Genomic DNA, 23,951 nt, shown 5'->3' with positions numbered 1-23,951 from the left:
CCCCGAGCATGACCGAACGGATCACCGTGCTGATCGCGGACGACCAGCCGCTGGTCCGGCGCGGCCTCGCACTGATCCTCACACCCGACCCCGGCTTCGCGGTGGTGGGCGAGGCGGAGAACGGCGAGCGGGCCGTCGCGCTCGCCCGCGAGCTGCGGCCGGACGTGGTGGTGATGGACATCCGGATGCCGGTGCTGGACGGTGTCGCGGCCACCGCCCGGCTGGCCGAGGAACTGCCGGGCTGCCGGGTGCTCGCGCTGAGCACCTTCGACCTGGACGAGTACGTGGTGGCCGCCCTGCGCGCCGGGGCTTCGGGCTTCCTGCCCAAGGACGTCTCGCCGGAGGAGCTGACGGCCGCGATCCGCACCGTCCACGCGGGCGAGGCGGCCGTCGCACCGCGCCTGCTCACCGGCCTGATCGCCGCCTACGTCCGGTCTCCGCAGCCCGCCCGCGCCACCGCCCCCGCCGCCGCACCCGCGGCCGAGGGGCTGACGCCCCGCGAGCTGGAGATCTGGCGCCTGATCGCCACCGGTCTGGACAACACGGCGATCGCCGCGGAGCTGGAGCTGAGCGTCTCCACCGTGAAGAACCACATCACCGCGCTGTTCGCCAAGCTGCGTGTCCGCGACCGCGCCCAGGCGGTGATCGCGGCCTACGAGACCGGCCTGGTCACGGCCCGCACGGGCTGACCGGGACCAAGCCGTTCGGTCGGCTGACTGGCTGCGGCGCCGGACTCGCCTCCCGGCCGGCGCCAACGCCCTCGGCGCTCCGCTGGCCACGGTCGTCGCCGGCCCTGGGCGGGAGGAACGAAACCGGTGAGGAGCAGGAAGCTCCCGGCGAGCGCGACGAAACAGCGCGCGCCGGGCGGTGGGTGAATCGCCCGAGCCCGAAGGACGCCGTACATCCTCCTTTCGTTTTCGGAATTCCCCGGTACCGCGAGTTCGTACTGAGGCTGCGTCAGTCGGCTCGCTCGGGCGGGCCCGAGCCCTGGTACGAGAACGCGCACGGAAGGCCGAACCGCCCCGAGCGTGCTGACGGCAGGACGGTGCGGCCGGGCAGGTCCGCCGCCGTGCCGCACCTGCGGGCCTCGGTGGACTCCTCCTCGGCGACTGCCTGCGACGGGCTGTCGCGGATCTCCGCCGACCGGCACTCACCCGTGTACGAGAAGGAGGCCCGACCCGGTCGGGCTCGATCGCACTCGATCGACTTGACTCATCGGGTAGGCCGTTTCCTGTCCCCGGGTTTCCTCGTTGGGCCGGGGTAGCACCCGATCGGGTACCCGAGACCAGCCACGAGGGAGCCTCCCGTGCGGATTTCCGACATCGAACGCTGCGAGGTCCGGCTTGGACGGCTCGTCGAGTTCACGCTCAGCCCGGCGACGGTGGCGGCGGCCGCCGCACTGCCGGAGGACGCCCGGCCCCCGGCGTACATCCAGGAGTCGCACATCCGCACGGCGAGATCGGTGTCGGACGACGGCCTGTCCGTCCCGACGTGGCTCGGTGCGGCGTTCGACATCCCGGAGCAGGTCGATCTCGACGTGCTGCAGGGCGCGCTGCAAGCCTGGACGCTCCGGCACGAGACGCTGCGCAGCGGCTTCCGCTGGACCGGTCCCGGCGGCGACGAGCTGCGTCGGTTCACCCTCGACGCCGACGAAGTGTCGCTGCACCGGACGGAACTCGGGGACTTCACCGATCCGGCGGAACTGGTCCGCTGCCTGCGGGAGCGCTTCGACGCCGGCGCCAACGCCCTCGGCTGGCCGAACTTCGTCTACGCGGCCGTCGTCCGGCCGGACTCCACCAGCGTGTACACGGCCTTCGACCACAGCAACGTCGACGCCTACTCCCTCCAACGCCTGCCCGCCGAGATCAACGAGCTGTACGCGGCGGGCGGGGCGGGCCGCGACGCGGGGTGCGCCCCGCCCGGCAGCTACGTCGACTTCTGCGAGCTGGAGCGGGCGGACGCGGACCGGATCGACGGGGCCCACGCGATCGTGTCCCGCTGGCGGGAGTTCATCCGCCGCTGCGACGGGAGGCTGCCCGCCTTCCCCCTCGATCTCGGGCTGGAACCGGGCGCCGGGCTGCCCACCCAGCGGCTCGCGCGCGAGATGCTCGTCGACGCGGACACCGCCGCCGCGTTCGAGACGTACTGCCGGCCGTACGGGGGCTCACTGGTCGGGGTGCTGGCGGCCACGAGCATGATCGTCCAGGAGATCGGCGGCGCATCCGTCTACCGCACCGTGGTGCCGTTCCACACCCGGACGAAGTCCCGCTGGTCGGACTCCGTGGGCTGGTACGTCGGCGGCGCCCCCATCGAGGTTCCGCTGACACCCACGCTGGACTTCCCCGGCGCGTTGGCGGCCGTACGCGACGAACTGCGCGCCAACCGGGCGCTGGCCCGGCTGCCCCTGGCCCGGGTGCTGCGGCTGCTCGGCACCGACTTCCGCCCCACCTCTCCCGACCTGTACTCGATCGTGTCCTTCATCGACGCCCGGGGCCTGCCCGGCTCCGAGCTGTGGACCGAGTGGAACGCCTACGGACTGGTCAGGGTGTCCTACGGCGACCAGGTGTGCGCGTGGGTCAACCGGCTGCACGAGGGCCTGTGGTTCGCGAGCCGCCACCCGGACACCGAGATCGCCGGCAAGAACATGCGCCTGTACACCGAGCGGCTGCGGGACATCGTCATCTCGGCGGCACGTCGGCCATGACCGGCGGTCAGCGGCACCGCGGCTCACGGGCCGACCCGGTCGACACCGCGGACGGCCCCGGGCACCAGCAGACCGCTCCGGGGCGTCGCGTCAACGCGACGCTTACTGTTGCCTTTTGGCATAGGCACCGCAAAATCTTCGCCTCCGCGCTGCCCGACTCATGGACGTGCACCGCTCCCGGATGCTGGGGTGACTCCCGCCCCCCACACCCTCGTTCGGGAGGAACCAGATGCGCGTGTCCCCCATCAGGGCGATCGCCCACGCCACCGTCGCCCTGGCCCTGGCAGCCCTCGTCACCACCTCGCTCACCACCGGCGCCGAGGCGCACGGGAACACCCACCGCGGCGTCAAACCGCTGACCCACGCGGGCCAGTCGCAGCCCCCTGCCCGCCGCACCAACACCCTCGCGGTCGGCTCCAGCGCCAGCCAGGGCGTCGTTTCGCCCACCCCGAAGGTCTACCTGGTCTTCTGGGGCTCGCAATGGTCCTCCGACCCCGCCGGGGTGGCCCCCGACATGCAGAACATGTTCAAGGGCCTCTACGGCGGCAGCGACACCTGGGGCACCATCCTCGACCAGTACTGCGAGGGCGTCCCGAAGGGCACCACCACCTGCGGCACCAGCGGCATCCACGTCAACCACCCGGCCGCCTCCCCGCTGGCCGGCGCCTGGTTCGACAACGCCGCCGCCGCGCCGGGCAGCGCCACCGCCGCCCAGCTCGCGGCCGAGGCCGCCAAGGCCGCCGCGCACTTCGGCAACACCACCCAGGCGCCCAACCTCAACGCCCAGTACGTGATCGTCTCACCGACCGGCACCCACCCGGACGGGTTCCCCAACAGCGGCTTCTGCGCCTGGCACGACAAGACCAGCTCCTCGTACGGCACCCTCGCCTACACCAACCTGCCGTACATCCCGGACAGCGGAGCGGGCGCCTGCACCACCCTCACCGACGGGCGACTGCTCTCCGGCATCGAGTCCACCGAGACCCACGAGTACGCGGAGACCGTCACCGACTTCTGGCCCAGCACCGGCTGGAACGGCGGCGGCGGCGAGATCGGCGACGCCTGCGTCCAGCTCGACGCCTACCTCACCCTGAGCACCGGCACCTTCGACGTCCAGGGCCTCTGGTCGAACAGCGCCAACAAGTGCGTCACGCACGGTTGATGGCGTGAGCGCGGGCCCGGCCGGTGAGCCGGTCGGGCCCGCGCCCCCGGTGCGACGGGTCGTCGGTCCGTTGATGGACCAGGGCATCAAGGGCCCTCGGAGCGGATGCTCCGGGGTGCCTCCGCATGAGCGCTGCCCGCAGCACGGCTCGGCGGGCTGGGAACGCTGGTTCGTGACCGGGGCAGGGATCGGCTCACTCGGCCCGCAGCGGTTCGGCGAGCGGCTGCGGCACGAAGGCCGGCTCGCCGACCTCGGCATGAGCGCATGGCCGACGAGCCCTGCGAAGGCCCGGGCCGTCCTCGTCGGCCCTGCAGGCATGGCCGGACCGTTACCCCCGGGGATTGCGATCTGGTCCACCTTGCCCGCCCGGGCTGCCAGACTGGTGATCATGACTGACCGCCGCAGCCTGTCGCTGCCTGCCTTCTCCGAGTCCGCCGCCGATGCGCCTCTTCCCTTCCAGGGCGGTGGGCACCGGCTGCCTCCGGTCGGGCAGGGCGCCGACTTCCGCCAGCCGCCCGGCGAGACCGTGGCCGTCCCCGCCCTGGTCCGGCCTCCGCTCGCGGCCGGCGGACTGACCTTCTCCGATCCGGACCGGCAGATCTGACCGGCTCGGGCCCGAGTGTCAGGGCCTCAGCAGTCCGCCCACCCACCAGTCGTGCGGCTTGCCATCGTTGGTGATGCCGCGATTGCGCAGTGTCCCTTCAACGGTGAAGCCGAGTTTCTCGGCGACGGCGCGCGAGCCGGTGTTCCCGGCCATGGCCCACCACTCGATGCGGTGCACGTCCAGGGTGGCCCAGCCCCAGTCGCACAGGGCCCGAGCGGCCTCCACCGAGTACCCGCGCCGGCGCTGCTCCTTGACCGCCCAGTAACCGAGCTCCCAGACGCCGCGGCTGATGAGGGTCAGGCAGAACGAGCCGACCAGGGCGCCGGTGTCCTTGCGGAACGCGCCGAGGGTGTAGTCGCTGTCCTCGGCCCACTGGGCGGGCAGCTTCTCGTTGACGAGCTTCTCCGCGTCCGCACGCCGGTACGGCACCGGCACCGGGGTGTAGAACTGGATGTCCTCGTCCTGGCAGGCCTGGTACACCGCATCCACGTCCGCAGCTGCAAAGGCCCGCAGCACCAGACGGTCGGTCTCAAGGGTCACTGGATCCATCGCGGCAGTATGACCACCATCAACAAGCGGCGACCAGCGAATATCCCGGCCGAGCACCGCCCGTCGCAGCGCCCCGAGCTGGTCGGCGGTCGTGGCGACACCGCAGTTCGGCTACCGCCGAGACGAAGCTGCGCCCACCATCAGGTGCGGACCCTCCCGTAAGGTCCGGGACCGCCGGTCGGCCCCGGCGTGACCCGGGGCCGACCGCCTTCGAGGCGTGCGGCAGCGTCACCGGCGGGGTGGCGCGTAGGCGCGGAGGAAGGCCCGGACGCCGGTGACGACGATCTCCTCGGTCTCAGCCCGGTCCAGCGGGTACGCGCCCCAGTACGAACGCTGGGTGACGTCCGTTGCTGTGAGCAGCACGAAGTGCGTGGCTGCGCGCCCTGGGTCCGGTGCCTCCAGCCACCCGTCGTCGGCCAGTTCCCCGAACCGGCGCCCGAGGGCGGCGAACACCCGGCGCGGCCCGGTCTCCTGCCAGGCGTCCAGGGCTGCCTTGGGGAGGTGCCGGGCCTCGGCGTTGATCTGGCGCACCAGCCCGAAGTGGTCGGCGAACTCGGTCAGCGGGGTCACCCAGGCCAGGGCGAAGGCGGTGAGGTCCGCCTCCAGGTCGGTCACCTTTCCGAGCCGGCGCTCGATGATGTCCAGTTGGGCGTCGGCGACCTGCGCCGCGCTCTCCCGGATGACGGTCTGGAAGAGCAGGTCCTTGCTCGTGAAGTGGTTGTAGATGGTGCGGGTGGACACCCCGGCCTCCGCCGCGATGGCGTCGATGCTGGCGCGGGTGTAGCCGTCCCGGCCGAAGACCGTGCGGGCGGCCCGGGTGATGGCCTGTCGCTTCTCGGCCAGTCCCCGGCGGGGCCGGTCCGCTGTGTCCCGGGTTTCCTGCCGGCTGGTCATGGGCTCTCCTTCGTCTTCATTGCGGCTCCTCCCAAAAGTTACAGCCACCGTTGTACTCACTGCCATACACGTTGTACTTTACCTGACGTGCCGTCCGGACGGGCGGTCACAGAACAGCAGCCCACCCCTGGAGACAGCCATGTCCGAGACCCCGTTCCGCGTCGCCGTCATCATCGCCAGCACCCGGCAGGGCCGGTTCGCGCCCACCGTCGCCGACTGGTTCGTCCGCACCGCCGGACAGCGAGCGGACCTCGACATCGACGTCGTCGACCTGGCCGAGCACCCGCTGGCCCACGTGGGCGAGGAGCCCACCTCCGAGCAGGCCGAGCGGCACGCCGCCCTCTCGCCCCGGCTGGCCGCCGCCGACGCCTTCGTGGTGATCACCCCGGAGTACAACCACAGCTTCCCGGCCGCCCTCAAGAACGCCATCGACCTGCACGGCGCCGAGTGGCGGGCCAAGCCGGTCGGCTTCGTCTCCTACGGCGGCCTCGGCGGCGGGCTGCGCGCGGTCGAGCAGCTCCGGCTGGTCTTCGCCGAGCTCCACGCCGTCACCGTCCGCGACACCGTCAGCTTCCACAACGTCTGGGGCCTGTTCGGCGAGGACGGCGAACCGGTCGACCCGACCGTCCAGAACGGCGCCGCCAAGGGCATGCTCGACCAGCTCACCTGGTGGGCGCACGCGCTTCGGGACGCCCGCACCGCCCGCCCGTACGGCGTCTGAACCCCGCCCGGGGGGCAGAGACGACAAGCACCGCCACCCAGCCGGCCACGGCCGAGGCGACCACCCGCCCAGCGGCGGCCGCACCCGGCCCGCGCACCGCAGCCCTGGCCGCCGTCATGGTCCTCGGCTCGCTGATGACCGTCCTCGACACCACGATCGTCAACGTCGCCCTGAACCGCCTCGCCCGGGACTTCGGTGCCCCGCCGGCCACCATCCAGTTGGTCGCCACCGCCTACACCCTGGCCCTCGCCACCGTCACCCCGGTCACCGCCCGCGCGAGCGGACGGTTCGGCACCCGCCGCCTCCACCTGTGCGGACAGGTCCCCACCTTGCCCAGACCTTCACCGGCTCGGGCCTGAGCGCCCAGGCGCGCTTCCATCGCACCCTCGGCACCCTCGGCACCCTCGGCGTCCTCATGGTGGGCCACGCCGCCGAGTCGGACCGCGCCGGGCGGTGCCTGACCGCTCAGGCGCCGCCCGCCGCCGGGCGCAGCGCGGCCGCCACCAGCCCGTCGATCTCCTCGGCCCGGACCTCTCCTCCGCCCACCAGGCGGTCGAAGACCAGGCCGTCGATGCAGGCCAGCAGGGTGGCGGTCCGGCCGTCCGGGTCGGGCACCCCCTGCGCGGCGAGGAAGGCGCGGACGGCGGCCCGGCCCGCGTTCTCCCGGGGGACGAGGATCTCCCGCAGCTCCGGGTCCCGCACGCTCTCCACCGCGCAGGCGTAGCGGGCGAGCGAGCGCCGCCGCCCCTCGCCGGTCAGCCGCCGGCGCATCAACTCGCCGATTCCTCTGGACAGTTCGTCCGCCGATCGGACCGGCGTGCGCTCTCCGGCGGCCTGCAGCTCGGCCTGGTCGAGTTCGACCAGCCGACGCACCAGTGCGGTGAGCAGCGCCTGCCTGGTCCGCAGGTAGGCCGAGGTGGTGCCGACCGGCAGCCCGGCCGCCGCGTCGACGGCTCGGTGGGTCAGGCCTCGCACGCCGGCGTCGGCCAGCACCCCGATCGCCGCGTCGGCGAGCACCGTCCGCCGATCCGGCCGCCGCGCGCCCTGCCCCTCGTCTCTCCGCATGCCCCCTTTCTACCGGCACCGGTTTCCACCGGCACCGACCGCCCCCGGCGGAACGTGCCCGGGTGCGGGTCGCGCCCCTCGGCCCGTTGGGCGCCGCCCGGTCGACACCATGCCCGTGCTCGCCCGCCCCGGGCACCCGTGCAGTGGCCCGCGCCTCGGGAACCCACCCCGCTGATCGCCGCGAGCTGAGCCCGAGTACCCTCCTTCTACACCTGTAGAAAACGGCGACACGACACGGAAAGGACCGGGTATGAGCAGCAGCAGCGCGGTGGTGGTCGGCGGCGGGATCGGCGGCTTGGCGGCCGCGATCGGGCTTCGCCTGGCGGGGTGGGACGTCACCGTGGTCGAGCGGACGGCCGTCCTGGACGACGCCGGCGCCGGCATCTCGCTGGCCGCCAACGGGATGCGCGCGCTCGCCGCCCTCGGCGTCGGCGAGCGGGTCGGGGCGGCCGCGCGCCGCCAGTACACCGGCGGCACCCGCACGCCGGACGGCCGACGGCTGGCGGCGATGGACGGCCGGGCCCTGGAGCGCGAGTTGGGCGCCCCGATCGTCGGCATTCCGCGCGCGGACCTGCACCGCATCCTGCGGGAGGCGCTGCCCGCCGGGGCCCTGGTGGCCGGCGGAGCGCCCGCCGAGCTGGACGGCACCCCCGGCCGCCCCCGGGTGCGCTTCGGTGGCACGACCCTCGACGCGGACCTGGTGGTGGCCGCGGACGGCATCCACAGCCGCATCCGACGCCGGCTCTTCCCCGCTCACCCCGGCCCGGTGTACAGCGGATCGACCGTCCTGCGGGCGATCACCGCCCACCCGGTCGAAGGCCTGGCCGCCGACTTCGAGCTGACCTGGGGTCGCGGCGCCGAGTTCGGCCACATCGCGTTCCCGGACGGCCGGGCCGAGTGGCACGCCGTTCTGAACGCCCCGGCCGGGGTCCGCTACCGGGATCCGCTGGCCGAGGTCCGCCGTCGCTTCGCGCGCTGGCATGAGCCGGTCCCGTCGCTGCTCGCCGCGACCCGCCCCGAGGCGGTGCTGCACCACGACATCAACGAGCTGGTCACCCCGCTGCCCTCGTACGCGGCGGGCCGGGTCGCGCTGCTCGGCGACGCCGCGCACGCGATGACGCCGCACCTCGGCCAAGGCGCCTGCCAGGCCCTGGAGGACGCGGTCACCCTGGCGGCGACGCTGGCCGGGAGCCGCACGGTCGAGGGCGGGCTGGTCCAGTACGACGCGGTGCGCCGCCCGCGCAGCCAGGCGGTGGCCCGGGACGCCCGCCGTGCGGGCCGGATGGGCCAGCAGCTGGCCAACCCGCTCGCGGTCGGTCTGCGCAACGCAGCCATCCGCCTCACCCCGCCCGGCGCGATGGTCCGCACCGTCCTGCGGCACGCCGACTGGACCCCGCCCCGGATCGTGGAGCCCGCCGCGTAGCCAGGGCGCGGATCGAGTCGTGACCAACGGGCGGTTCTCGTGGGGGCGGTGAGTCGGATCATCGAGCCATGCGCCTGTCGATGAGGTCGTCGATGCGCTTGTCCACCGGGGCGCGAGGCTGCGGGACAGCACCCGCTCGGCGGCGGGCAGGAGCGGGGAACTCGCGCGACGATCCCCCCGCCAGGTGGAGCGTTCAAGCGCTTCGAACGCTCGGAACGCAGCACCCGGTCCGTCAACGACCTTGGAAAGCTGAGGATTTGATTCATCGAAACGTTTGTCGAACGGCAAGGTGTGTCGCTAGCCTCGTGGCACGTTCAAGCGCTTCGACACTTCGATGAAGAAGGGCCGCTGCAGTGGGGCCAACGCTCGCCGCCGGATCGCCGCGGCAAGGTGCAGACCAAGCGAGCAGCATGCCTCCCGACTGATGTGCCACGGTCGGACAGCCCATGGGCAGCGCCGCCTTCACGGCGCCCGACGCGGGCTGCGACTCAGGATCCGACGCTGATCCGGCCACACCGAGCAGGCATCGGCGGACAGCGCCTCCCGTAAGACGAATCCGCACGTTGGAGGAACCATGAGCAGACGACGACGTCGATTCACGGCCGCGGCCGCGGCTGCGGCCGCTGGCCTGGCGCGGGCGACCCACGTCGGCAGGATCGGAGGGTGGCTGGCGAAGGCGGCCACAGCGACGGCCGTGGCCCTGAGCGTCATAGCGGGCGGCGTGGCGTTCGCATCACCGGCGTCCGCGGCGACGTTGACCCAGGTCGACGACTTCGGCTACAACCCCACGAACCTCCGGATGTACGAGTACGTGCCGGCCAAGCTGCCCCGTCATCCGGCAGTGCTCGTGGCCGCGCACTGGTGCGGCGGCTCCGGCCCCGACATGTTCAACGGCAGCGAATTCGCGTCACTGGCCGACCAGTACGGATTCATCGTGGTCTACCCCTCGATCACCGGTGAGATCAAGTGCTGGGACGTCGCGTCGGACGCCGCGCTGAAGCACGACGGCTCCAGCGACCCGGCCGGCGTGATGTCCATGGTGCGATGGGAGATCGCGAACCGCGGCGCCAACCAGCACCGGGTCTACATGACCGGCATCTCCTCCGGCTCGATGCTGACCAACGTCATGCTCGCCGACTACCCGGACGTGTTCAAAGCCGGAGCGGCGTTCATGGGCGTGCCGTACCACTGCTTCTACACCGGCACCTTCCGCGGCTGGAACAGTGACTGCTCCACGGGCAACATCACCAAGACCCCGCAGGAGTGGGGCGACCTGGTCCGCGCCGCCTACCCCGGCTACCACGGGCCCCGGCCGCGGGTCCAACTGTGGCACGGCACCCAGGACACCGCCCTCGACCACCACAATCTCGGTGAAGAGATCAAACAGTGGACCGACGTCCTCGGTGTCAGCCAGACCCCGGTCCTCACCGACCAGCCCCAGCCGATCTGGACACGGACCCGCTACGGTAGCGCCGGCCCGAGACCACCGGTCGAGGCCAACAGCTTCCAGGGGTACGGCCACGAGCTGCCCAAACCCGGCATGGCACTGCTGGCCCTCAAGTTCATGGGCCTGGCACCTTAGGGTGCGTACGAGTGGGATCAGCGGTCCCTGGGCCGGATCACCGCGGGGGTGGACCGAGGCCGGCGAGGCAGCTGTCCGGGGTCTTGTCCTCGGGGTTGTGGCCTAGAGGCGGGGGCCGTAGGGGGCCAGACCGATGATCAGGATGCGGCGCTCGCCCGGTCCGGGTCCGGCGCCTCGCCGTACGGGGGCGACGTAGTGGCTGACCCGGTGATCGTGGACGGCGTAGCCGTCGAGGGGGTCGCTCAGGGTGAAGCGTGCGTGCACCGCGGTGTCGGGGAGGTTGCCGGGCTGACGGCCGGCGGACTCGGGCGTGGCGATGACGTTCTCGCCGCCGCTCATGTTGGTGGAGCCGATGAAGTGGGCGAAGGTGAACGTCGCCGGGGAGCCCCCGTCCTGGTGGAGGCAGTCGGGGGACGACACGGCGGTTTCGGCGTCGGCGTCGACGGCCAGTTTCAGCAGGTGGATGCCGACGTAGACCGGTGTGCGGTGGAGGTCCTCCAGCCACATGGCGTGCGCGAGGTCGGTGTGGATCAGGCGCAGCAGGAGTGCGTTGGCGTGCAGCGTGGTGGGCAGGTCGGGCAGACGGCGCCGCACGTCCGGGAACTCCGGATTGTGGTCGTCCTGCCAGTACTCGGTGACCGTGCCGTGGGTGGGGTCGGGGGCGCCGGGGATGAAGTCCAGCTGCCCGGTCCACGGTAGGTAGACGGCGTGGGAGTAGCGGCGGAACCGGTGCGTGCCGGGAGCGTAGGGGTCGAGCGGGAGAGCGGCGAAGACGTCCTCGATCTCCGCGAGGTCCGCGCGGTGCGCGGTGACGTCCAGGTCCAGGTCGGCGGCGCGGTAGCGGGCGAAGCCCTGGCCGCGCAGCGCGTCGGTGACGGTGCTGGTGGCGTGCGGGTGGTCGGGCACGGTCGGGGCTTGCTTCACGGGGGCCTCCTGAGTCACAGCGCACAGCTCGGCCTCGGCCGGTCGTGCGGCCACGGGTGGTGGCGTGTCGTGGGGATCCCAGGCTGACACGAGCGCGGGTCCGGCGCCGTCGCACACCCGCCGGTCAGGTGGCGGGCGGTTTCGCCGCCGGCGCGGCGTCCACGCCGGGCGCGGGTGTGCCGGGCGGCCCGGCCAGGTCGTCCACCACCGCGGCCAGGCCGCCCGGCCGGCGGGAAGCGGCACGCTGGCGGTGCGCCCCCGACCCGCGGTCCGCCAGCCGCCGCAGCAGCGCCATGACCGTCTCGGTGTCGCCGTGTTCCTCCAGCGCCGGGCGGATGTGGTCCAGCAGTCGGGAACCCCGGACCGGCGCGGGCAGGATCTCCCCGGTCAGGGCGTCCGGGCCGCGGCCGCTCCAGCCGTCCCGGGTGGCACTCCAGTAGGCGCAGCGCAGCAGCTCGGCCGGCGGATGCGGGGCCGCGGTGCCCCGGCTCGCGCTGTCGGCGGCCGTGGTCACCAGGGCCCGGGTGACCGCGGCCAGAGCCGCGGAGTCGGCGGGATCCGCGGGGACGTCCATGCAGCGCACTTCCACGGTGGGCAGGTGCGGGTGCGGGCGGATGTCCCAGAACGGCAGATCCGCGAACGGCATGCCGCCCACGTCCGCGATGGCGGCGGCTTGCCGCCGGTAGTGCTCGAACGACTGCGCGTACGGCGGGGGGCCGAGGCAGGGGAAGCGCAGCCGGATCACCGAGCGCCAGCTCGCGTACCCGGTGTCGCGGCCGTCGCAGAAGGGCGAGTTCGCGCTCATCTCCACCAGCAGCGGCAGCCAGGGCCGCAGGTGGTTGGAGACCTCCACGGCCAGGTCCCGGTCGGGCAGGTGAACGTGGACGTGCAGTGCGCTGACGGCGAAGTCGTCCATCATCGATCTGAACAGGTCGGTGCTGGCCCGGTAGCGCGGATGTTCCGCTACCGGCATCGGCCCGGGCGGACGCAGCACCGGCGTGCCCGAAGGACACACCCGCAGTCCCTCCGCCTCGGCCGCCGCCGCGACGCCGGCGCGCAGGCTCGTCAGCTCCCGGTGCAGCTGCGACACGTCGGTGCACGGCGGCGTCCTGATCTCGATCTGGAAGTCGGTGAACTCACCCGAGACGTCCTGCCCCAGCGTTTGAGCGGCCCGGGCCAGCACCCGCCCCGCGGCCGGCTCGACGAACCGGGATTCGGCCCCCACGACGAAGAACTCTTCTTCCACTCCCACCGTGGGCACCGACGGACGAGAGCCGACCGATCTGTCACCGTTGCCGTTCACCTGCCCAGCATCACCCGCCCGAACGGAACGCGCGCCTCCGACACGGCATGCAAGGCGCCGAGCTGCCGGCCCTGGTCGACCGCACCTGTTCTGCACACCGACGCACCGCAGGCCGAGGGGACGCCGGCCGCGGTGACCCCGCCCAGCGACCGCGGTGCCCCTGCCCTTGACGCGCCGGCCTCTGCGCGCACCGACGCCGACCACCGGGCCCCAGCCCGTCCGCGACCTCTCCCCGCGCGGGTGTCGACCGCCGTGCGCTTCACCAGGGCACTGCGCCGGCGTCCTCGAAGAACCGGCCTGTCGGGCCGTCGTCGGGCAGGGTCGCGAGTTTGACGGCGATGGCCGCGCCCTGCGCGGGGGTGCGCACGCCCCGGAAGCCGTTGAGGTCGGTCGCGACGTAGCCGGGGCAGCCGGCGTTGATCAGGATGTTCGTGTCGCTCAGCTCCCGGGCGTACTGGAGGGTGACGGCATTCAGGAACGTCTTCGACGGTGAGTACGCCGCGGACACCGGACCTGTGGTCAGCTCACCGGCGGTTCCTGACTGCCGGGTGAGGGAGCCGACACTGCTGGACATGTTCACGATCCGCGGTGAGGCGGAGCGGCGAAGCAGCGGCATCATCGCGTTGGTGACGCGGATGACGCCGATGACGTTGGTCTCCACGACCGTGCGGACGGTGGCCGGGTCGACGCGGGTGGGCTCCTGGGGCATCCCGCCTGTGATGGCGGCGTTGTTGACGAGCACGTCGAGGCGCCCGGCCTGTTCCTCGATCAGCCCTGCGGCGGCCGTCGCGCTCGCGTCGTCGGTCACGTCCAGCGGTACGCCGAACGCGTCGACGCCGGCCGCGCGCAGTCCCTCCACCGCGGCCTCGCGGCGCCGATCGTCGCGGGCCCCGACACCGACGCTCCAGCCGAGGGCGCCCAGGCCTGCGGCGATCTCGTAGCCGATTCCCTTGTTCGCGCCAGTGACCAGCGCAATCGTTCGTTCGCTCATGGGGACCATGCTGCTCCCGGACCCCGACGGGGGTCCAAGACCGATCGGGTGGGCAACGATACCTTCCGGGTATCGATCCGGAGTACCGTGGCCCGATGGAGACCAGGGAACTGCGCTACTTCGTCGCCGTCGCCGAGGAGTTGCACTTCGGGCGCGCCGCACAGCGGCTCGGAATCGCACAGCCGCCTCTGTCGCGGGCGATCCAGCAGCTCGAACGCCGACTCGGGGCAGCGCTACTGGATCGGACCAGCCGCACCGTCACGCTGACCGAAGCCGGCTCGGTGCTGCTGGCCGAGGGCCGGGCGGCCCTCGACGCGGTCGAAGCGGCCGAGCGCCGGACCCGCCGCGCCGCCCTCCCCCCGACCGGCCGCCCCGGCCTGGTCCTGGTCACGAAGGCCAGCGCGTCCCGCGAACTGCTGGCGAACCTGCTGGACGCGTACGCCGCCGAACCCGGCGCGGCCCCCGTCGACGTCATCCTGTGCGGCCCGGCCGAACAGGAACGACTACTGCGCGAGGGCCGGGCCGACGTGGCGCTACTGCACCGGCCGTTCGACTCGACCGCCGGGTTCCACACCGAAGAACTCGGCACGGAGGGTCAGGTGGTGGTCCTACCGGCCGGGCATCCGCTCACCGTCCGGCCCCATGTGCACATGGCCGACATCACCCGGCTGCCCGGCCTGCCCCTGCCGCGCTGGCCCGACCCCGACGGCACCTACCCGCCCGGCCCCGGCCCGCAGGTCCGCGACCACGCGCAGTTGCTGCAACTCGTCTCGCTCGGCCGTGCTTGCGCGGTCTCACCGGAATCCTGCCGAGCCCAACTGCCCGGTGACCTCGCCGCCGTGCCCGTACTGGACGCGCCGAAAGTCGTCACCGTGATCGCCTGGCCGCCGCACAGCCGGTCCAGAGCCGTCGCCGACCTCGTCCGGACCGCGACCCGCCTCCGGTAGTTCCGATGCGGGCCACCCGTGCACCGTGACCCACCCGCCCGCGGCCAGCAGCGGCACGCACTCGTGTCGCTCCGTCACCCCCGCACCCGTCTTCGTTGATCGAGGCTTCACGATCGTTGCGAAAGTGCGCGTTGATGCCCCATCCGGTCCGCAGCAGGATGAGAGGCGCCGGAACACACCTGACCTGCACGGGAGAACATCATGTACGTCACCCACGATCACGCCCTGGCTGCGCCCGCGCACGACACCGCCGCCGTAGCCGCAGAGCTCAGGGACCGTGCAGAGATCACCGACGCGCTCTACCGCTTCGGTCTGGGGCAGGACCTCAAGGACAAGGACCTGTTCGCCTCGTCCTTCGCCGCCGACGCCGAGCTGGACTTCCGCCCGGCCGCGGCCAAGTGGGGAGCGAGGCCGCCGGTGATGTCCGGGCGCGACACCATCGTCACGACCATCCTGGCCATGTTCACCGGCCGGGTGGACACCACCCACCAGGTCACCAACCCGCGCATCACGGTCGACGGCGACACCGCCCGGCTCACCGCCGTGGTGGAAGCCCAGCACCTGCTCACTGCCGACCCCGCCACGCGCGCACTGCTCAAGAACCTCTACGACGTCGAGTTGGTCCGCCACGGCGACCGCTGGGTCATCCGCCGGCTCCGCATCGACAACAGCTGGTTCACCGGCGAACCTGCCGCGATCTTCGGCTGACAGACGTTCCACGGCCGGACCGTACGAAAGGGCCCTGCCGGCACCGGACTTCGTGGCCATCGCACTGCGCGGCCCCGGACAGGCCCCGGCCGCCCGGCCCGGCCCGTCCGCGCGTCACAGCCGGTCCTGACGGGCCGCCAGACGTCGTCGGGCACCGCCGGGCACCGTCGGGCACCGAGGGGAAGCCGGCCCGACCGGCAGGCCGTGCTCCCGGGCGCCTCGCACGCCGAGTGATGGCCCCGGACGGCGGGTTGAGCGCGGCGGGCGGTCGTTCACCCGTCCGCCGAGCGGGCGGCCGTGCCGGAGGTCAGCCGCCAGAGCCCGGCCAGCTCGTAGTAGACGCCGTTGACCAGTTGCAACAGCAGCAGCGTGACCGGCCAGAGCAGCGCGCCCAGGCCGGGCACCAGGTCCACCGGCAGGGTGTAGGCCATCACGACCCGGACGGCGGCGTCGAGCAGCATCGCCACGCCCCAGATCGCGGTCGAGACCCGCCAGATCCGCCGGAAGGCCGGTTCGCGTTCCCACAGCACGTCCCAGGAGGTGCCGTCGGAGCGGAACCGCCCCTCCAGCAGGGGGCGGCCGGCGTGGAAGAGCAGCGGGCGCCTGGCCCTGATCGAGATCAGGAACCAGAGCCCGGCGACGCCGGTCAGCCAGCCGTCCTTGGCCAGCAGGAACCGGGGGCTGCCGCTGACCAGCGCGGCTGCGACGCCGAGCAGCATGGTCCCGGCGACGAAGCCCGCCATGCCCTCCAGGCTGCGGGTGCGCAGCCACTGCACCGCCGTAGTGAACGCCGGCAGGAAGGCGCCGGCCAGCAGCGCGACGAACACGCCGACGCCGGCGGCTCGCAGGCCGTAGTACAACGCGATCGGGACCACGATGTCCCAGACGACACCGAGCAGCAGGCGTCGGCCGCTCGGCCGCGGCGGTGCCTCGGGGGTCGTCACCGCCGACACGTCGCGTGTGTGGTCATGACGTCCTCCGGTTCGCGGGAAGGGCCCGAGCGGTGGTCTCGCGGACGCGGTCGTCCACGCTCAGGCGAGGCTGCTGAGTCCTGCGCACGATGGCGGAGTCGATCGCGGACTTCACGGCGAGTGCCATCAGCGTGGTCTCGACCTCCCGGAACTCCCCGCCCTGCCGGCGGCCCCGCAGGATCGGTTCCGGTTCCGCGTCGCCGGACTCGGCCGACGTCTGGGGTCGTTGCCCGCATTGACTGCCACGTGTTACCTGCACAGATCACTTCTTCCGCGCCGGGCGACGGCTCAACCCGAGTCCCCGTCAGCCGGTCGGAAGTCCGCCAATGATCCACCGGTTCGCCCGCGCGGCCGGCACCAAGCCGTCCGCACGACGCATACTCCGCACTGGTTACGGACTGTGGCATGCCGAGGCCGCGCGGCGGTGGCCATCTCGACACGGGCGCGCGGCGGCGGCCGCGATCGGTCGCCGCGGACAACTTGCCGGGAGGATGTGGAACCGTGACGGTGGCGCGGTGAGTCCAACGGTGCGTGTCCCAAGCGCTTCCTGTGATCGTGACGGCCTCCGGGGCCGCCGACGCCCAGATGGTCCTCATCGGTCTTGTCCTCTTCGGCCCGGTGATCGCGCCGGTCCTGTTCCTGACCGGTGTGGTCGTGGTGGTGAGCCGGGCGGTGCGTGCCCGGCGTCAGCGGCGGTCGTCCTTCGACGCCGGCACGTTCGTCGGGCTGTCGTTCCTGGGAGTCTGCACGGCGTACGGGGCGTTCACCACCGGTCTGACGTCGGGGCCGGGGTGGATGTCCGCCCTCGAGTACTGCGCCGCTCTGGGCTTTCCCGGGCACACGATCACCACCCGGATGTTTCCGGTGAGCGTGCGATGCGGGCCGGACGGTGAACTGGTGGAGTCCTGGGTCAACCCGGTCCTGGTGGGTGGTCTGGTGCTCGCGCTGGCCGCGTTCGGTGCCGCCGCGGTGGCGGTGTACCGGGCACGCCGTCGGCACTTCCCGTCGTGAGCCGGTGCCACCCGCCGCGGCCTGAGCGCCCGGTCGCACCGGGCGGGGTGACGCCCTCCCCGCGGTGTGCCGGGGGAGGGCGTCGGTGACGTCAGGGTGGTGCGACCACCGGGGTCAGTTGTAGGTCACCACACCCGTGGAGTAGTAGGTGGGTGCCTTGATGTACCCGATGTACGCGTGGCCGTTGGTGCCCTTGATGAAGAACGACTCGCAGCCGCCGGCGTTGAAGTTGATGTTTGTGCCGTACGTCTGCCAGCCGGTGATGGTGTCCTGAAGCAGCACGTTGTTGCCGGACCCGTAGTCCGTGACGCCGACGTAGACCGTGTTGGCACCGGACTGGTGGTTGCAGACGGTGTAGTACGGGTTGTTGCCGTTGTTGCTCACGTAGAGCTGGAACCAGTCCGTGGTCGCCTGGTTCGGGCTTCCGACGGCGGCGTCGGCGGTCCCGCCGAGGCCGACGGTTGCACCGCCGGCGAGGGTGAGGGCGGCGGCGGACATGGCGATGGCGCGCCCGGTGGCTCGGAGTTTGAACACGGTTCCGGATTCTCCTCGATCTGACGAGTCGTGTGCTGGGGGAGTGGTGCGGATGGTTCCGAGGGCGCCGGCTGTCCGTTGTCGTCCAGCCGGCGGGCAGCAACCCGTGGTGGTCGAGCCGAGTTCCCGTCACGGGGGGCGCGGCTCAGGCTAGTTGCGCACGCCCGACCACTTCACGATGCCGGTGCTCCGGTCATAGATCTGCGGGCAGAGGAGGTTGCCCGGCCCGTCGTAGAGCCAGCCGGAGCCGGCACCGGTGGAGTCCCAGAACGACGGGTCGCCGTTCCTCACGATCCTGAATCCGCAGTTGGCGCCGGTTCCGGTCGGGAAGAACTCCATCCAGTCGTGGGTGGCGCCGCTGACGGTCCGCAGCTGGATCTCCTCCGTGGCGGCGCAGCTCCCCCAGTTGCCCGAGTAGGTTCCCTCGTTGGCGGCGGAGGCGGGCGTGGAGGTCAGGACGATCGCCGCGCCGACGCCGAGGGCGGCGACGGCGGAACGCAGCGACGTGCGGCGGGTCGGCATGAAGCGGCTCCCTCGTGCGGACACGACGGGAGAGCCTGTGCCCCCCGTCGGCTACGGAGGACCCTAGGGGAGGGCCGTACCGCGATGGGGAGATCAATACCGGCCATTCGGAAGGTAGTTGGTCCATGAGAGGGCGTTCGAGGCGGGCGGATCGCCCTTCATGTCCGTCGCCCACCCGGCCGCAGGCTTGGGGGCGGGGCCGGCCGACCGCCGGCCGCCCGGCTACAGCAGGACGGGGAGTGATTCCAGCCCGCGGATGAGCCGCGAGTGGCGCCAGCGCAACTGGTCGGCGGGTCGGCCGAGTCGAAGCCCGGGGAAGCGCGTGAGGAGCACGCGTAGCGCAGTGGCCACCTCGGCGTGCGCGAGCGGTGCGCCGAGGCACCGGTGGATGCCGTGGCCGAAGGCCAGGTGCGCGTGCGCGTCCTCCCGTGCGAGGTCGAGCCGGTCCGGGTCGGCGAAGCGGGCGGGGTCGCGGTTGGCGGCGCCCGGGCTGACGGACACCGGGCTGCCCGCCGGAACGTCCGTCCCGCCCACGCGGACCGGTTCGGGGGCCCAGCGCCAGGTGGCGATGGCGACCGCGGAGTCGTAGCGGAGGAGTTCGTCGACCGCGCGCTCGATTCGGTCCGGGTCCGACCGCAGCCGCTCCGACTGACGGGGGTGCTGGAGCAGCGCCAGGACGGCGTTGCCGATCGCGGCGGTGGTGGTCTCGTGCCCGGCGACCAGGAGCAGCACCGCCAACGAGACGAGCTCCTGCTCGGTCAGGTGGTCGCCGTCGCCGTCCCGAACGGCGACCAGAGCGGACAGCAGCGCGTCGTCCGGGGTGCGGCGCTTGGACGCGACCAGCGCGGCCAGGTAGTCGGCCAGGGCGTGGGACGCGGCGTCGACACGCTGGTTGTCGCCGGCGGCGAACAGGTCCGTCGACCACGCCCGAACGCGGTCCCGGTCGGCAGTCGGGACGCCGAGGAGCCGGCAGATCACGGTGACGGGCAGCGGGACGGCGAGCCCGTCGATGACGTCGACCTCCTCCCCGGGCGCCCACGAGTCGACCAGGGCGTCGGCCGACTCGACGATGTACGGGCGCAGGCGGTCGACGGCGCCGGGGGTGAACGCCTTGGTGACCAGCCGCCGCAACCTGGTGTGGTCCGGGGGATCCGTGGCCAGCAGGTTCCGCGTGACGGCGGGGTGGAGACTGCGACCGGTCTCCTTGCCGGCGAAGAAGCGATGCGTGTCCTTCGACAGCCCGGGGTGGGCGAGTGCTTGCTTCGCTTCGTCGTAGCCGGTCACGACGAAGCCGGCCCGGTGCCCGGCGCCCGGGAGCTCCTGCACGGGCCCGCTGCGCCGGAGTGCCGCGTACGTCGGGTACGGATCCCGGAGGAAGTCGGGGTCCTGGAAGGGACTGCTCATGCTCATCCGTTCGCGGTCTCGGGGGTCTCGGGGGTCTCGGGGGTCTCGGGGGTCGCGGGGCGGTCGTGCGGATCGGAGGGTGCTGCGTGCGGTGGCGGCCCGCGCGACCGAGCGTAGCGAGGCCGCCTCGGCGGGGAGGCCTCCCGTGCGGGCCGCCCGGGGCTGCGTGGCGGGGCCCGCGGGGCCACGGTGGGGGAAGATGGAGGAACTGCTGCGAATGGCCGGGCGCGGGCTGCTCGGACGGGAGCCGCGGGCTGCTCGGACGGGAGCCGCGGGGCAGGAGGCGCGGGATGAGCACGGCACAGGGCGAGCCGACCGGTTCGGGTTCCGCTGCCGAAGGCCCGTCGGCGGCCGGCGGGCTTCTCGACGTGCTGGGAGTGGCGGCCGTCGTTCTGGACGCCGACGGCCGGGTCGCCCTGTGGAGCCCGCAGGCCGAGGAACTGTTCGGCTACCGCGCCGAGGAGGCCCTGGGCGCTCCGGCGGCGCGCCTGCTCGTCCACGAGCGGCACCGGGAGCTCGTGAGTGCCCTGTTCGCGAAGGTGATGGCGGGGGGCGGGCCGTGGGCCGGCGTGTTCCCCGTCCGGCACAAGGACGGCAGCACGCGGCTGGCGGAGTTCCGCAACATGCGCCTGCAGGACCGGGGAGGCCGCTTCTACGCCCTCGGGATCGCCTCGGACCTGGCCACCGTACGGCAACTGGAGCGGGAGCTGGCGCTGTCCGGACAGCTGGTGTCGCAGACGCCGATCGCGGTGGCGGTCTTCGACACCGACCTGCGCTTCGTCATGGTGAACCGGGCGCTGGAGGGCATCAGCGGCCGGCCCGCCTCCCGGCACCTCGGGCGGCGCGTGGGCGAGGTGCTGCCGTGTCTGGACGCCGTTCGCGCCGAGGCGGCCATACGCCGGGTGCTCGCGGGCGCCGGACCGGTGCTGGGGCAGAGCATGACCGGTCGGCCGCCCGGCGATCCCGACGCCGACCACACCTGGTCGGTGTCCGTCTACCGGTTGGAGGACCAGCGCGGGGCAGTGATCGGTGCCGCCGCCTCCGCCCTGGACATCACTTCGCAGCAGGAGGCGTCAACCGCGGCCGCCCGCTCCCGTCGGCGTCTGGCACTGATCGCGGACGCCTCCGTGCGCATCGGCACCACCCTCGACCTGGACACCACCGCCCGGGAACTCGCCGATGTCCTCGTGCCGGAGATCGCGGACGTCGTCGCCGTGGACATCCTCGACTCCGCCCTGCGCGACCCGGCGGCGGCCGCCGACCCGACCGGTGACGCGATGCGTTTTCGGGCGCTGGCCGTGAAGACCGCCTACCCGACGGAGGCCGCCCGGGCGGCCGACCCCGTCGGCGAGCTCACCCAGTACGGTTCGACCCGGCTGGTCACGCGGTGTGTCGCCACCGCCCTCCCGGTTCTCGTTCCCGACGTCGGTGAGGACGACCTCGCCCGCATCGCCCGCGACTCCGAGGCGGCCGACCTGCTCGCCCGGGCCGGCGTGCACTCCTATCTCGCGGTGCCGCTGACCGCCCGCGGTGAGGTGCTGGGCGCCATCGACCTCAAACGCGCCCGCACCGCCGAGCCCTTCGACAGCGACGACATGTTCCTGGTCGGCGAACTCGCCACCCGCGCCGCCGTGTGCATCGACAACGCCCGCTGGTACCAGCGCCAGCGCCACGCCGCCCTCGCCCTCCAACGCCACCTGCTGCCTCCCACACCCTCGTCCAGGCCCGGGCTGGAGATCGCCTACCGCTACCAGCCCGCCGCCGCCATCGGGGAACCCGGCGGCGACTGGTTCGACGTCATACCCCTGGCCGCCGACCGGACGGCCCTGGTCGTCGGAGACGTGATGGGCCACGGCATCAACGCCGCCGCGACCATGGGCCAACTGCGCCTCGCCACCCGCGCGCTGGCCAAGCTGGACCTCACGCCGGCCGAAGTCCTCGCCGGCCTCGACGACGTCACCGCCGACCTGGACGACATTCTGGCCACCTGCGTCCTGGCCCTCTACGACCCCCGCGATCTGTCCCTGCGCATCGCCACCGCCGGCCACCTGCCGCCCGTCCTGACCCGCCCCGGTCACCCGCCCGAGCTCCTGCGCCTGCCACCCGCCGCTCCCCTCGGCGTGAACGGCGCCCTGTTCCGCACCACCGAAGTGCAACTGGGCCCGGGCGACGAACTGCTCCTCTACACCGACGGGCTCGTCGAAGTCCGCGACCAGGACATCGACGTCCGTCTGGCCGCCCTCACCGATCTGCTCGGCACCTATCGGCGGCCCATCGAAGCCATCTGCGACCTCCTGCTCACCGCGCTGCCCCACGCGGCGTCCGGCGACGACATCGCCCTGCTCATGACCCGGATCCGGCCGGACCCCTCCTGAACCCGGCGGTGGCGGGCGCCCGGCAGGAGGGCGTGCCGGGGTATCGGGACGGGGGCGTTGACATGCGCGTGAGGGGAGACGTATCCCGGAAGGCGAAGGAGCGACGCGCGGTGCCCCGACCGCGATCCGGGACGGGCGCCACACCCGGCCGGCGGCCGACGGGCCGTGGGGACGGGGAGGGAAGGGAGCGGGATCATGGCACGCTCGGTCGGTATCGACCTCGGCACGACGAACTCCGTCGTCAGTGTCCTGGAGGCCGGGGAGCCCACCGTCATCCCCAACGCGGAGGGCGCGCGGACCACGCCGTCGGTCGTGGCGTTCGGCAAGGGCGGCGAGGTGCTGGTCGGGGAGATCGCCAAGCGCCAGGCGGTGACCAACGTGGACCGCACCGCCCGGTCGGTGAAGCGGCACGTGGGCGAGGCGGCCTGGCGCTTCCCGGAGCACGGCGACGTCGACGGCAAGCGCTACACGGCACAGGAGATCTCGGCCCGGGTCCTGCAGAAGCTCAAGCGCGACGCCGAGGCCTATCTGGGCGACGAGGTGACGGACGCGGTCATCACGGTGCCGGCGTACTTCAACGACTCCCAGCGCACCGCGACCAAGGAGGCCGGGGAGATCGCGGGCCTGAAGGTGCTGCGGATCGTCAACGAGCCCACCGCGGCCGCGCTGGCCTACGGGCTGGACAAGGAGAGCGACCAGACGATCCTGGTCTTCGACCTGGGCGGCGGAACGTTCGACGTGTCCCTGCTGGAGATCGGCGACGGAGTGGTGGAGGTCAAGTCCACCAACGGAGACACCCACCTGGGCGGCGACGACTGGGACCAGAAGGTCGTCGACCACCTGGTCAAGCAGTTCGAGAACGGCTACGGGATCGATCTCGCCCGGGACAAGATGGCCACCCAGCGACTGCGGGAAGCGGCCGAGAAGGCCAAGATCGAACTGTCCGCGGCCACCGAGACGACGATCAACCTCCCCTACATCACCGCCTCCGCCCAGGGGGCCCTGCACCTGGACGAGAAGCTCACCCGCGCGCAGTTCGAGCAGCTGACCGCGGATCTGCTGGAGCGCTGCAAGCAGCCGTTCCGCCAGGCGGTGAAGGACGCCGGGATCGAGGTCTCCGACATCGACCACGTGATCCTGGTCGGCGGCTCCACCCGGATGCCGGCGGTCACCGGCCTGGTGAAGGAGCTGACCGGCAAGGACCCGCACAAGGGCGTGAACCCCGACGAGGTCGTCGCCATCGGCGCGTCCCTGCAGGCCGGTGTGCTGAAGGGCGAGGTCAAGGACGTCCTGCTGCTCGACGTCACGCCGCTGTCCCTGGGCATCGAGACCAAGGGCGGCGTCATGACCAGGCTGATCGAGCGCAACACCACGATCCCGACCAAGCGCTCCGAGATCTTCACCACGGCCGAGGACAACCAGCCGTCCGTGCAGATCCAGGTCTTCCAGGGCGAGCGGGAGATCGCCGCGTACAACAAGAAGCTCGGGATGTTCGAGCTGACCGGCCTGCCGCCGGCGCCGCGCGGCCTGCCGCAGATCGAGGTCACCTTCGACATC

23 protein-coding genes are annotated in these 23,951 nt (G+C 72.5%); 13 read left to right on the top strand and 10 right to left on the bottom strand.

The annotated features are described in order from the left end of the window. Window positions 1-8 precede the first annotated feature (8 nt). The 4 genes from IF30_RS0128635 to IF30_RS0128620 all read left to right on the top strand — a co-directional run bounded on the left by IF30_RS0128635 (window position 9) and on the right by IF30_RS0128620 (window position 4,470). Window positions 9-689 (top strand): response regulator, encoded by a 681-nt coding sequence (locus IF30_RS0128635; RefSeq protein ID WP_051711411.1) that lies wholly within the window; start codon window positions 9-11, stop codon window positions 687-689. A 617-nt stretch (window positions 690-1,306) separates the two neighbouring features. Continuing rightward, window positions 1,307-2,704, top strand: a complete 1,398-nt coding sequence (locus IF30_RS0128630) for a condensation domain-containing protein (protein WP_030243811.1) — start codon at window positions 1,307-1,309, stop codon at window positions 2,702-2,704. A 229-nt stretch (window positions 2,705-2,933) separates the two neighbouring features. Then, the gene (locus IF30_RS0128625) at window positions 2,934-3,866 is read left to right on the top strand and encodes a hypothetical protein (protein WP_051711409.1); all 933 of its coding nucleotides are present in this window, start codon (window positions 2,934-2,936) and stop codon (window positions 3,864-3,866) included. 388 nt (window positions 3,867-4,254) lie between these two features. Continuing rightward, entirely contained in the window at window positions 4,255-4,470 is a 216-nt protein-coding gene (locus tag IF30_RS0128620) for a hypothetical protein (protein WP_030243808.1), read from the top strand. An 18-nt stretch (window positions 4,471-4,488) separates the two neighbouring features. Here the strand turns inward: IF30_RS0128620 and IF30_RS0128615 are convergent, their stop codons facing one another. Both IF30_RS0128615 and IF30_RS0128610 read right to left on the bottom strand, forming a co-directional pair. Continuing rightward, the gene (locus IF30_RS0128615) at window positions 4,489-5,019 is read right to left on the bottom strand and encodes a GNAT family N-acetyltransferase (protein ID WP_030243806.1); all 531 of its coding nucleotides are present in this window, start codon (window positions 5,017-5,019) and stop codon (window positions 4,489-4,491) included. 228 nt (window positions 5,020-5,247) lie between these two features. Continuing rightward, entirely contained in the window at window positions 5,248-5,913 is a 666-nt protein-coding gene (locus tag IF30_RS0128610) for a TetR/AcrR family transcriptional regulator (protein WP_030243805.1), read from the bottom strand. A 139-nt stretch (window positions 5,914-6,052) separates the two neighbouring features. On the opposite strand from IF30_RS0128610, the gene IF30_RS0128605 reads away from it, so the two are divergent. Further along, window positions 6,053-6,634, top strand: a complete 582-nt coding sequence (locus tag IF30_RS0128605; protein WP_030243803.1) for an NADPH-dependent FMN reductase — start codon at window positions 6,053-6,055, stop codon at window positions 6,632-6,634. After that, window positions 6,583-6,993 carry an MFS transporter gene (locus IF30_RS48795; protein ID WP_030243801.1) on the top strand — a complete coding sequence of 137 codons (411 nt, stop codon included), beginning with the start codon at window positions 6,583-6,585 and terminating at the stop codon, window positions 6,991-6,993. The genes IF30_RS0128605 and IF30_RS48795 overlap by 52 nt, the downstream gene beginning before the upstream one ends. Window positions 6,994-7,099: 106 nt before the next feature. On the opposite strand, the gene IF30_RS0128595 is transcribed toward IF30_RS48795, so the two are convergent. Next, window positions 7,100-7,699, bottom strand: coding sequence for a TetR/AcrR family transcriptional regulator (locus IF30_RS0128595; protein WP_051711407.1), 600 nt, complete (start codon window positions 7,697-7,699; stop codon window positions 7,100-7,102). A gap of 250 nt (window positions 7,700-7,949) precedes the next feature. Between IF30_RS0128595 and IF30_RS0128590 the strand changes: the two genes are divergently transcribed. Next, complete coding sequence (locus IF30_RS0128590) at window positions 7,950-9,122, top strand: FAD-dependent monooxygenase (protein ID WP_030243798.1); 1,173 nt, start codon at window positions 7,950-7,952, stop codon at window positions 9,120-9,122. Window positions 9,123-9,843: 721 nt separating this feature from the next. Beyond that, a complete protein-coding gene (locus IF30_RS0128585; RefSeq protein ID WP_324605659.1) occupies window positions 9,844-10,704 on the top strand; it encodes a PHB depolymerase family esterase in 861 nt (286 codons plus the stop codon). Between the two features lie 102 nt (window positions 10,705-10,806). Here IF30_RS0128585 and IF30_RS0128580 read toward each other — a convergent pair whose 3' ends face one another. The 3 genes from IF30_RS0128580 to IF30_RS0128570 all read right to left on the bottom strand — a co-directional run bounded on the left by IF30_RS0128580 (window position 10,807) and on the right by IF30_RS0128570 (window position 13,922). Further along, window positions 10,807-11,628, bottom strand: a complete 822-nt coding sequence (locus IF30_RS0128580; protein ID WP_051711403.1) for a 2OG-Fe dioxygenase family protein — start codon at window positions 11,626-11,628, stop codon at window positions 10,807-10,809. 124 nt (window positions 11,629-11,752) lie between these two features. Then, entirely contained in the window at window positions 11,753-12,880 is a 1,128-nt protein-coding gene (locus IF30_RS0128575; RefSeq protein ID WP_199807944.1) for a carboxylate-amine ligase, read from the bottom strand. A 310-nt stretch (window positions 12,881-13,190) separates the two neighbouring features. Beyond that, window positions 13,191-13,922, bottom strand: coding sequence for an SDR family NAD(P)-dependent oxidoreductase (locus IF30_RS0128570; RefSeq protein ID WP_030243790.1), 732 nt, complete (start codon window positions 13,920-13,922; stop codon window positions 13,191-13,193). Between the two features lie 95 nt (window positions 13,923-14,017). On the opposite strand from IF30_RS0128570, the gene IF30_RS0128565 reads away from it, so the two are divergent. Both IF30_RS0128565 and IF30_RS0128560 read left to right on the top strand, forming a co-directional pair. Continuing rightward, window positions 14,018-14,869 (top strand): LysR family transcriptional regulator, encoded by an 852-nt coding sequence (locus IF30_RS0128565; RefSeq protein ID WP_030243788.1) that lies wholly within the window; start codon window positions 14,018-14,020, stop codon window positions 14,867-14,869. Between the two features lie 201 nt (window positions 14,870-15,070). Further along, window positions 15,071-15,577 carry a nuclear transport factor 2 family protein gene (locus IF30_RS0128560; protein ID WP_030243786.1) on the top strand — a complete coding sequence of 169 codons (507 nt, stop codon included), beginning with the start codon at window positions 15,071-15,073 and terminating at the stop codon, window positions 15,575-15,577. A 272-nt stretch (window positions 15,578-15,849) separates the two neighbouring features. On the opposite strand, the gene IF30_RS42100 is transcribed toward IF30_RS0128560, so the two are convergent. Continuing rightward, window positions 15,850-16,530 carry a VC0807 family protein gene (locus IF30_RS42100; RefSeq protein WP_051711396.1) on the bottom strand — a complete coding sequence of 227 codons (681 nt, stop codon included), beginning with the start codon at window positions 16,528-16,530 and terminating at the stop codon, window positions 15,850-15,852. Between the two features lie 573 nt (window positions 16,531-17,103). Here IF30_RS42100 and IF30_RS0128545 point away from each other — a divergent pair. Continuing rightward, on the top strand, window positions 17,104-17,559 hold the full coding sequence (locus IF30_RS0128545) for a hypothetical protein (RefSeq protein ID WP_158835530.1): 456 nt from the start codon (window positions 17,104-17,106) through the stop codon (window positions 17,557-17,559). Window positions 17,560-17,673: 114 nt separating this feature from the next. On the opposite strand, the gene IF30_RS0128540 is transcribed toward IF30_RS0128545, so the two are convergent. The 3 genes from IF30_RS0128540 to IF30_RS0128530 form a co-directional block, all read right to left on the bottom strand. Further along, the gene (locus IF30_RS0128540) at window positions 17,674-18,093 is read right to left on the bottom strand and encodes a hypothetical protein (RefSeq protein WP_030243777.1); all 420 of its coding nucleotides are present in this window, start codon (window positions 18,091-18,093) and stop codon (window positions 17,674-17,676) included. Between the two features lie 150 nt (window positions 18,094-18,243). Then, window positions 18,244-18,615 (bottom strand): hypothetical protein, encoded by a 372-nt coding sequence (locus tag IF30_RS0128535; RefSeq protein WP_030243775.1) that lies wholly within the window; start codon window positions 18,613-18,615, stop codon window positions 18,244-18,246. Between the two features lie 222 nt (window positions 18,616-18,837). Continuing rightward, window positions 18,838-20,019 (bottom strand): cytochrome P450 family protein, encoded by a 1,182-nt coding sequence (locus tag IF30_RS0128530; protein ID WP_030243772.1) that lies wholly within the window; start codon window positions 20,017-20,019, stop codon window positions 18,838-18,840. Between the two features lie 290 nt (window positions 20,020-20,309). Here IF30_RS0128530 and IF30_RS0128525 point away from each other — a divergent pair, with 290 nt between their 5' ends. Together IF30_RS0128525 and dnaK are read left to right on the top strand one after the other, a co-directional pair. After that, window positions 20,310-22,394, top strand: coding sequence for a SpoIIE family protein phosphatase (locus tag IF30_RS0128525; RefSeq protein ID WP_037901500.1), 2,085 nt, complete (start codon window positions 20,310-20,312; stop codon window positions 22,392-22,394). A 195-nt stretch (window positions 22,395-22,589) separates the two neighbouring features. After that, window positions 22,590-23,951: molecular chaperone DnaK (dnaK, locus tag IF30_RS0128520; protein ID WP_030243768.1), on the top strand; the 1,362-nt coding region annotated here is incomplete at its 3' end.

Source organism: Streptomyces sp. NRRL S-350, from assembly GCF_000719705.1.
Lineage (GTDB): Bacteria > Actinomycetota > Actinomycetes > Streptomycetales > Streptomycetaceae > Kitasatospora.
The sequence above is the reverse complement of the archived record's forward strand: the minus strand, read 5'-3'. Positions and strand labels throughout refer to the sequence as shown.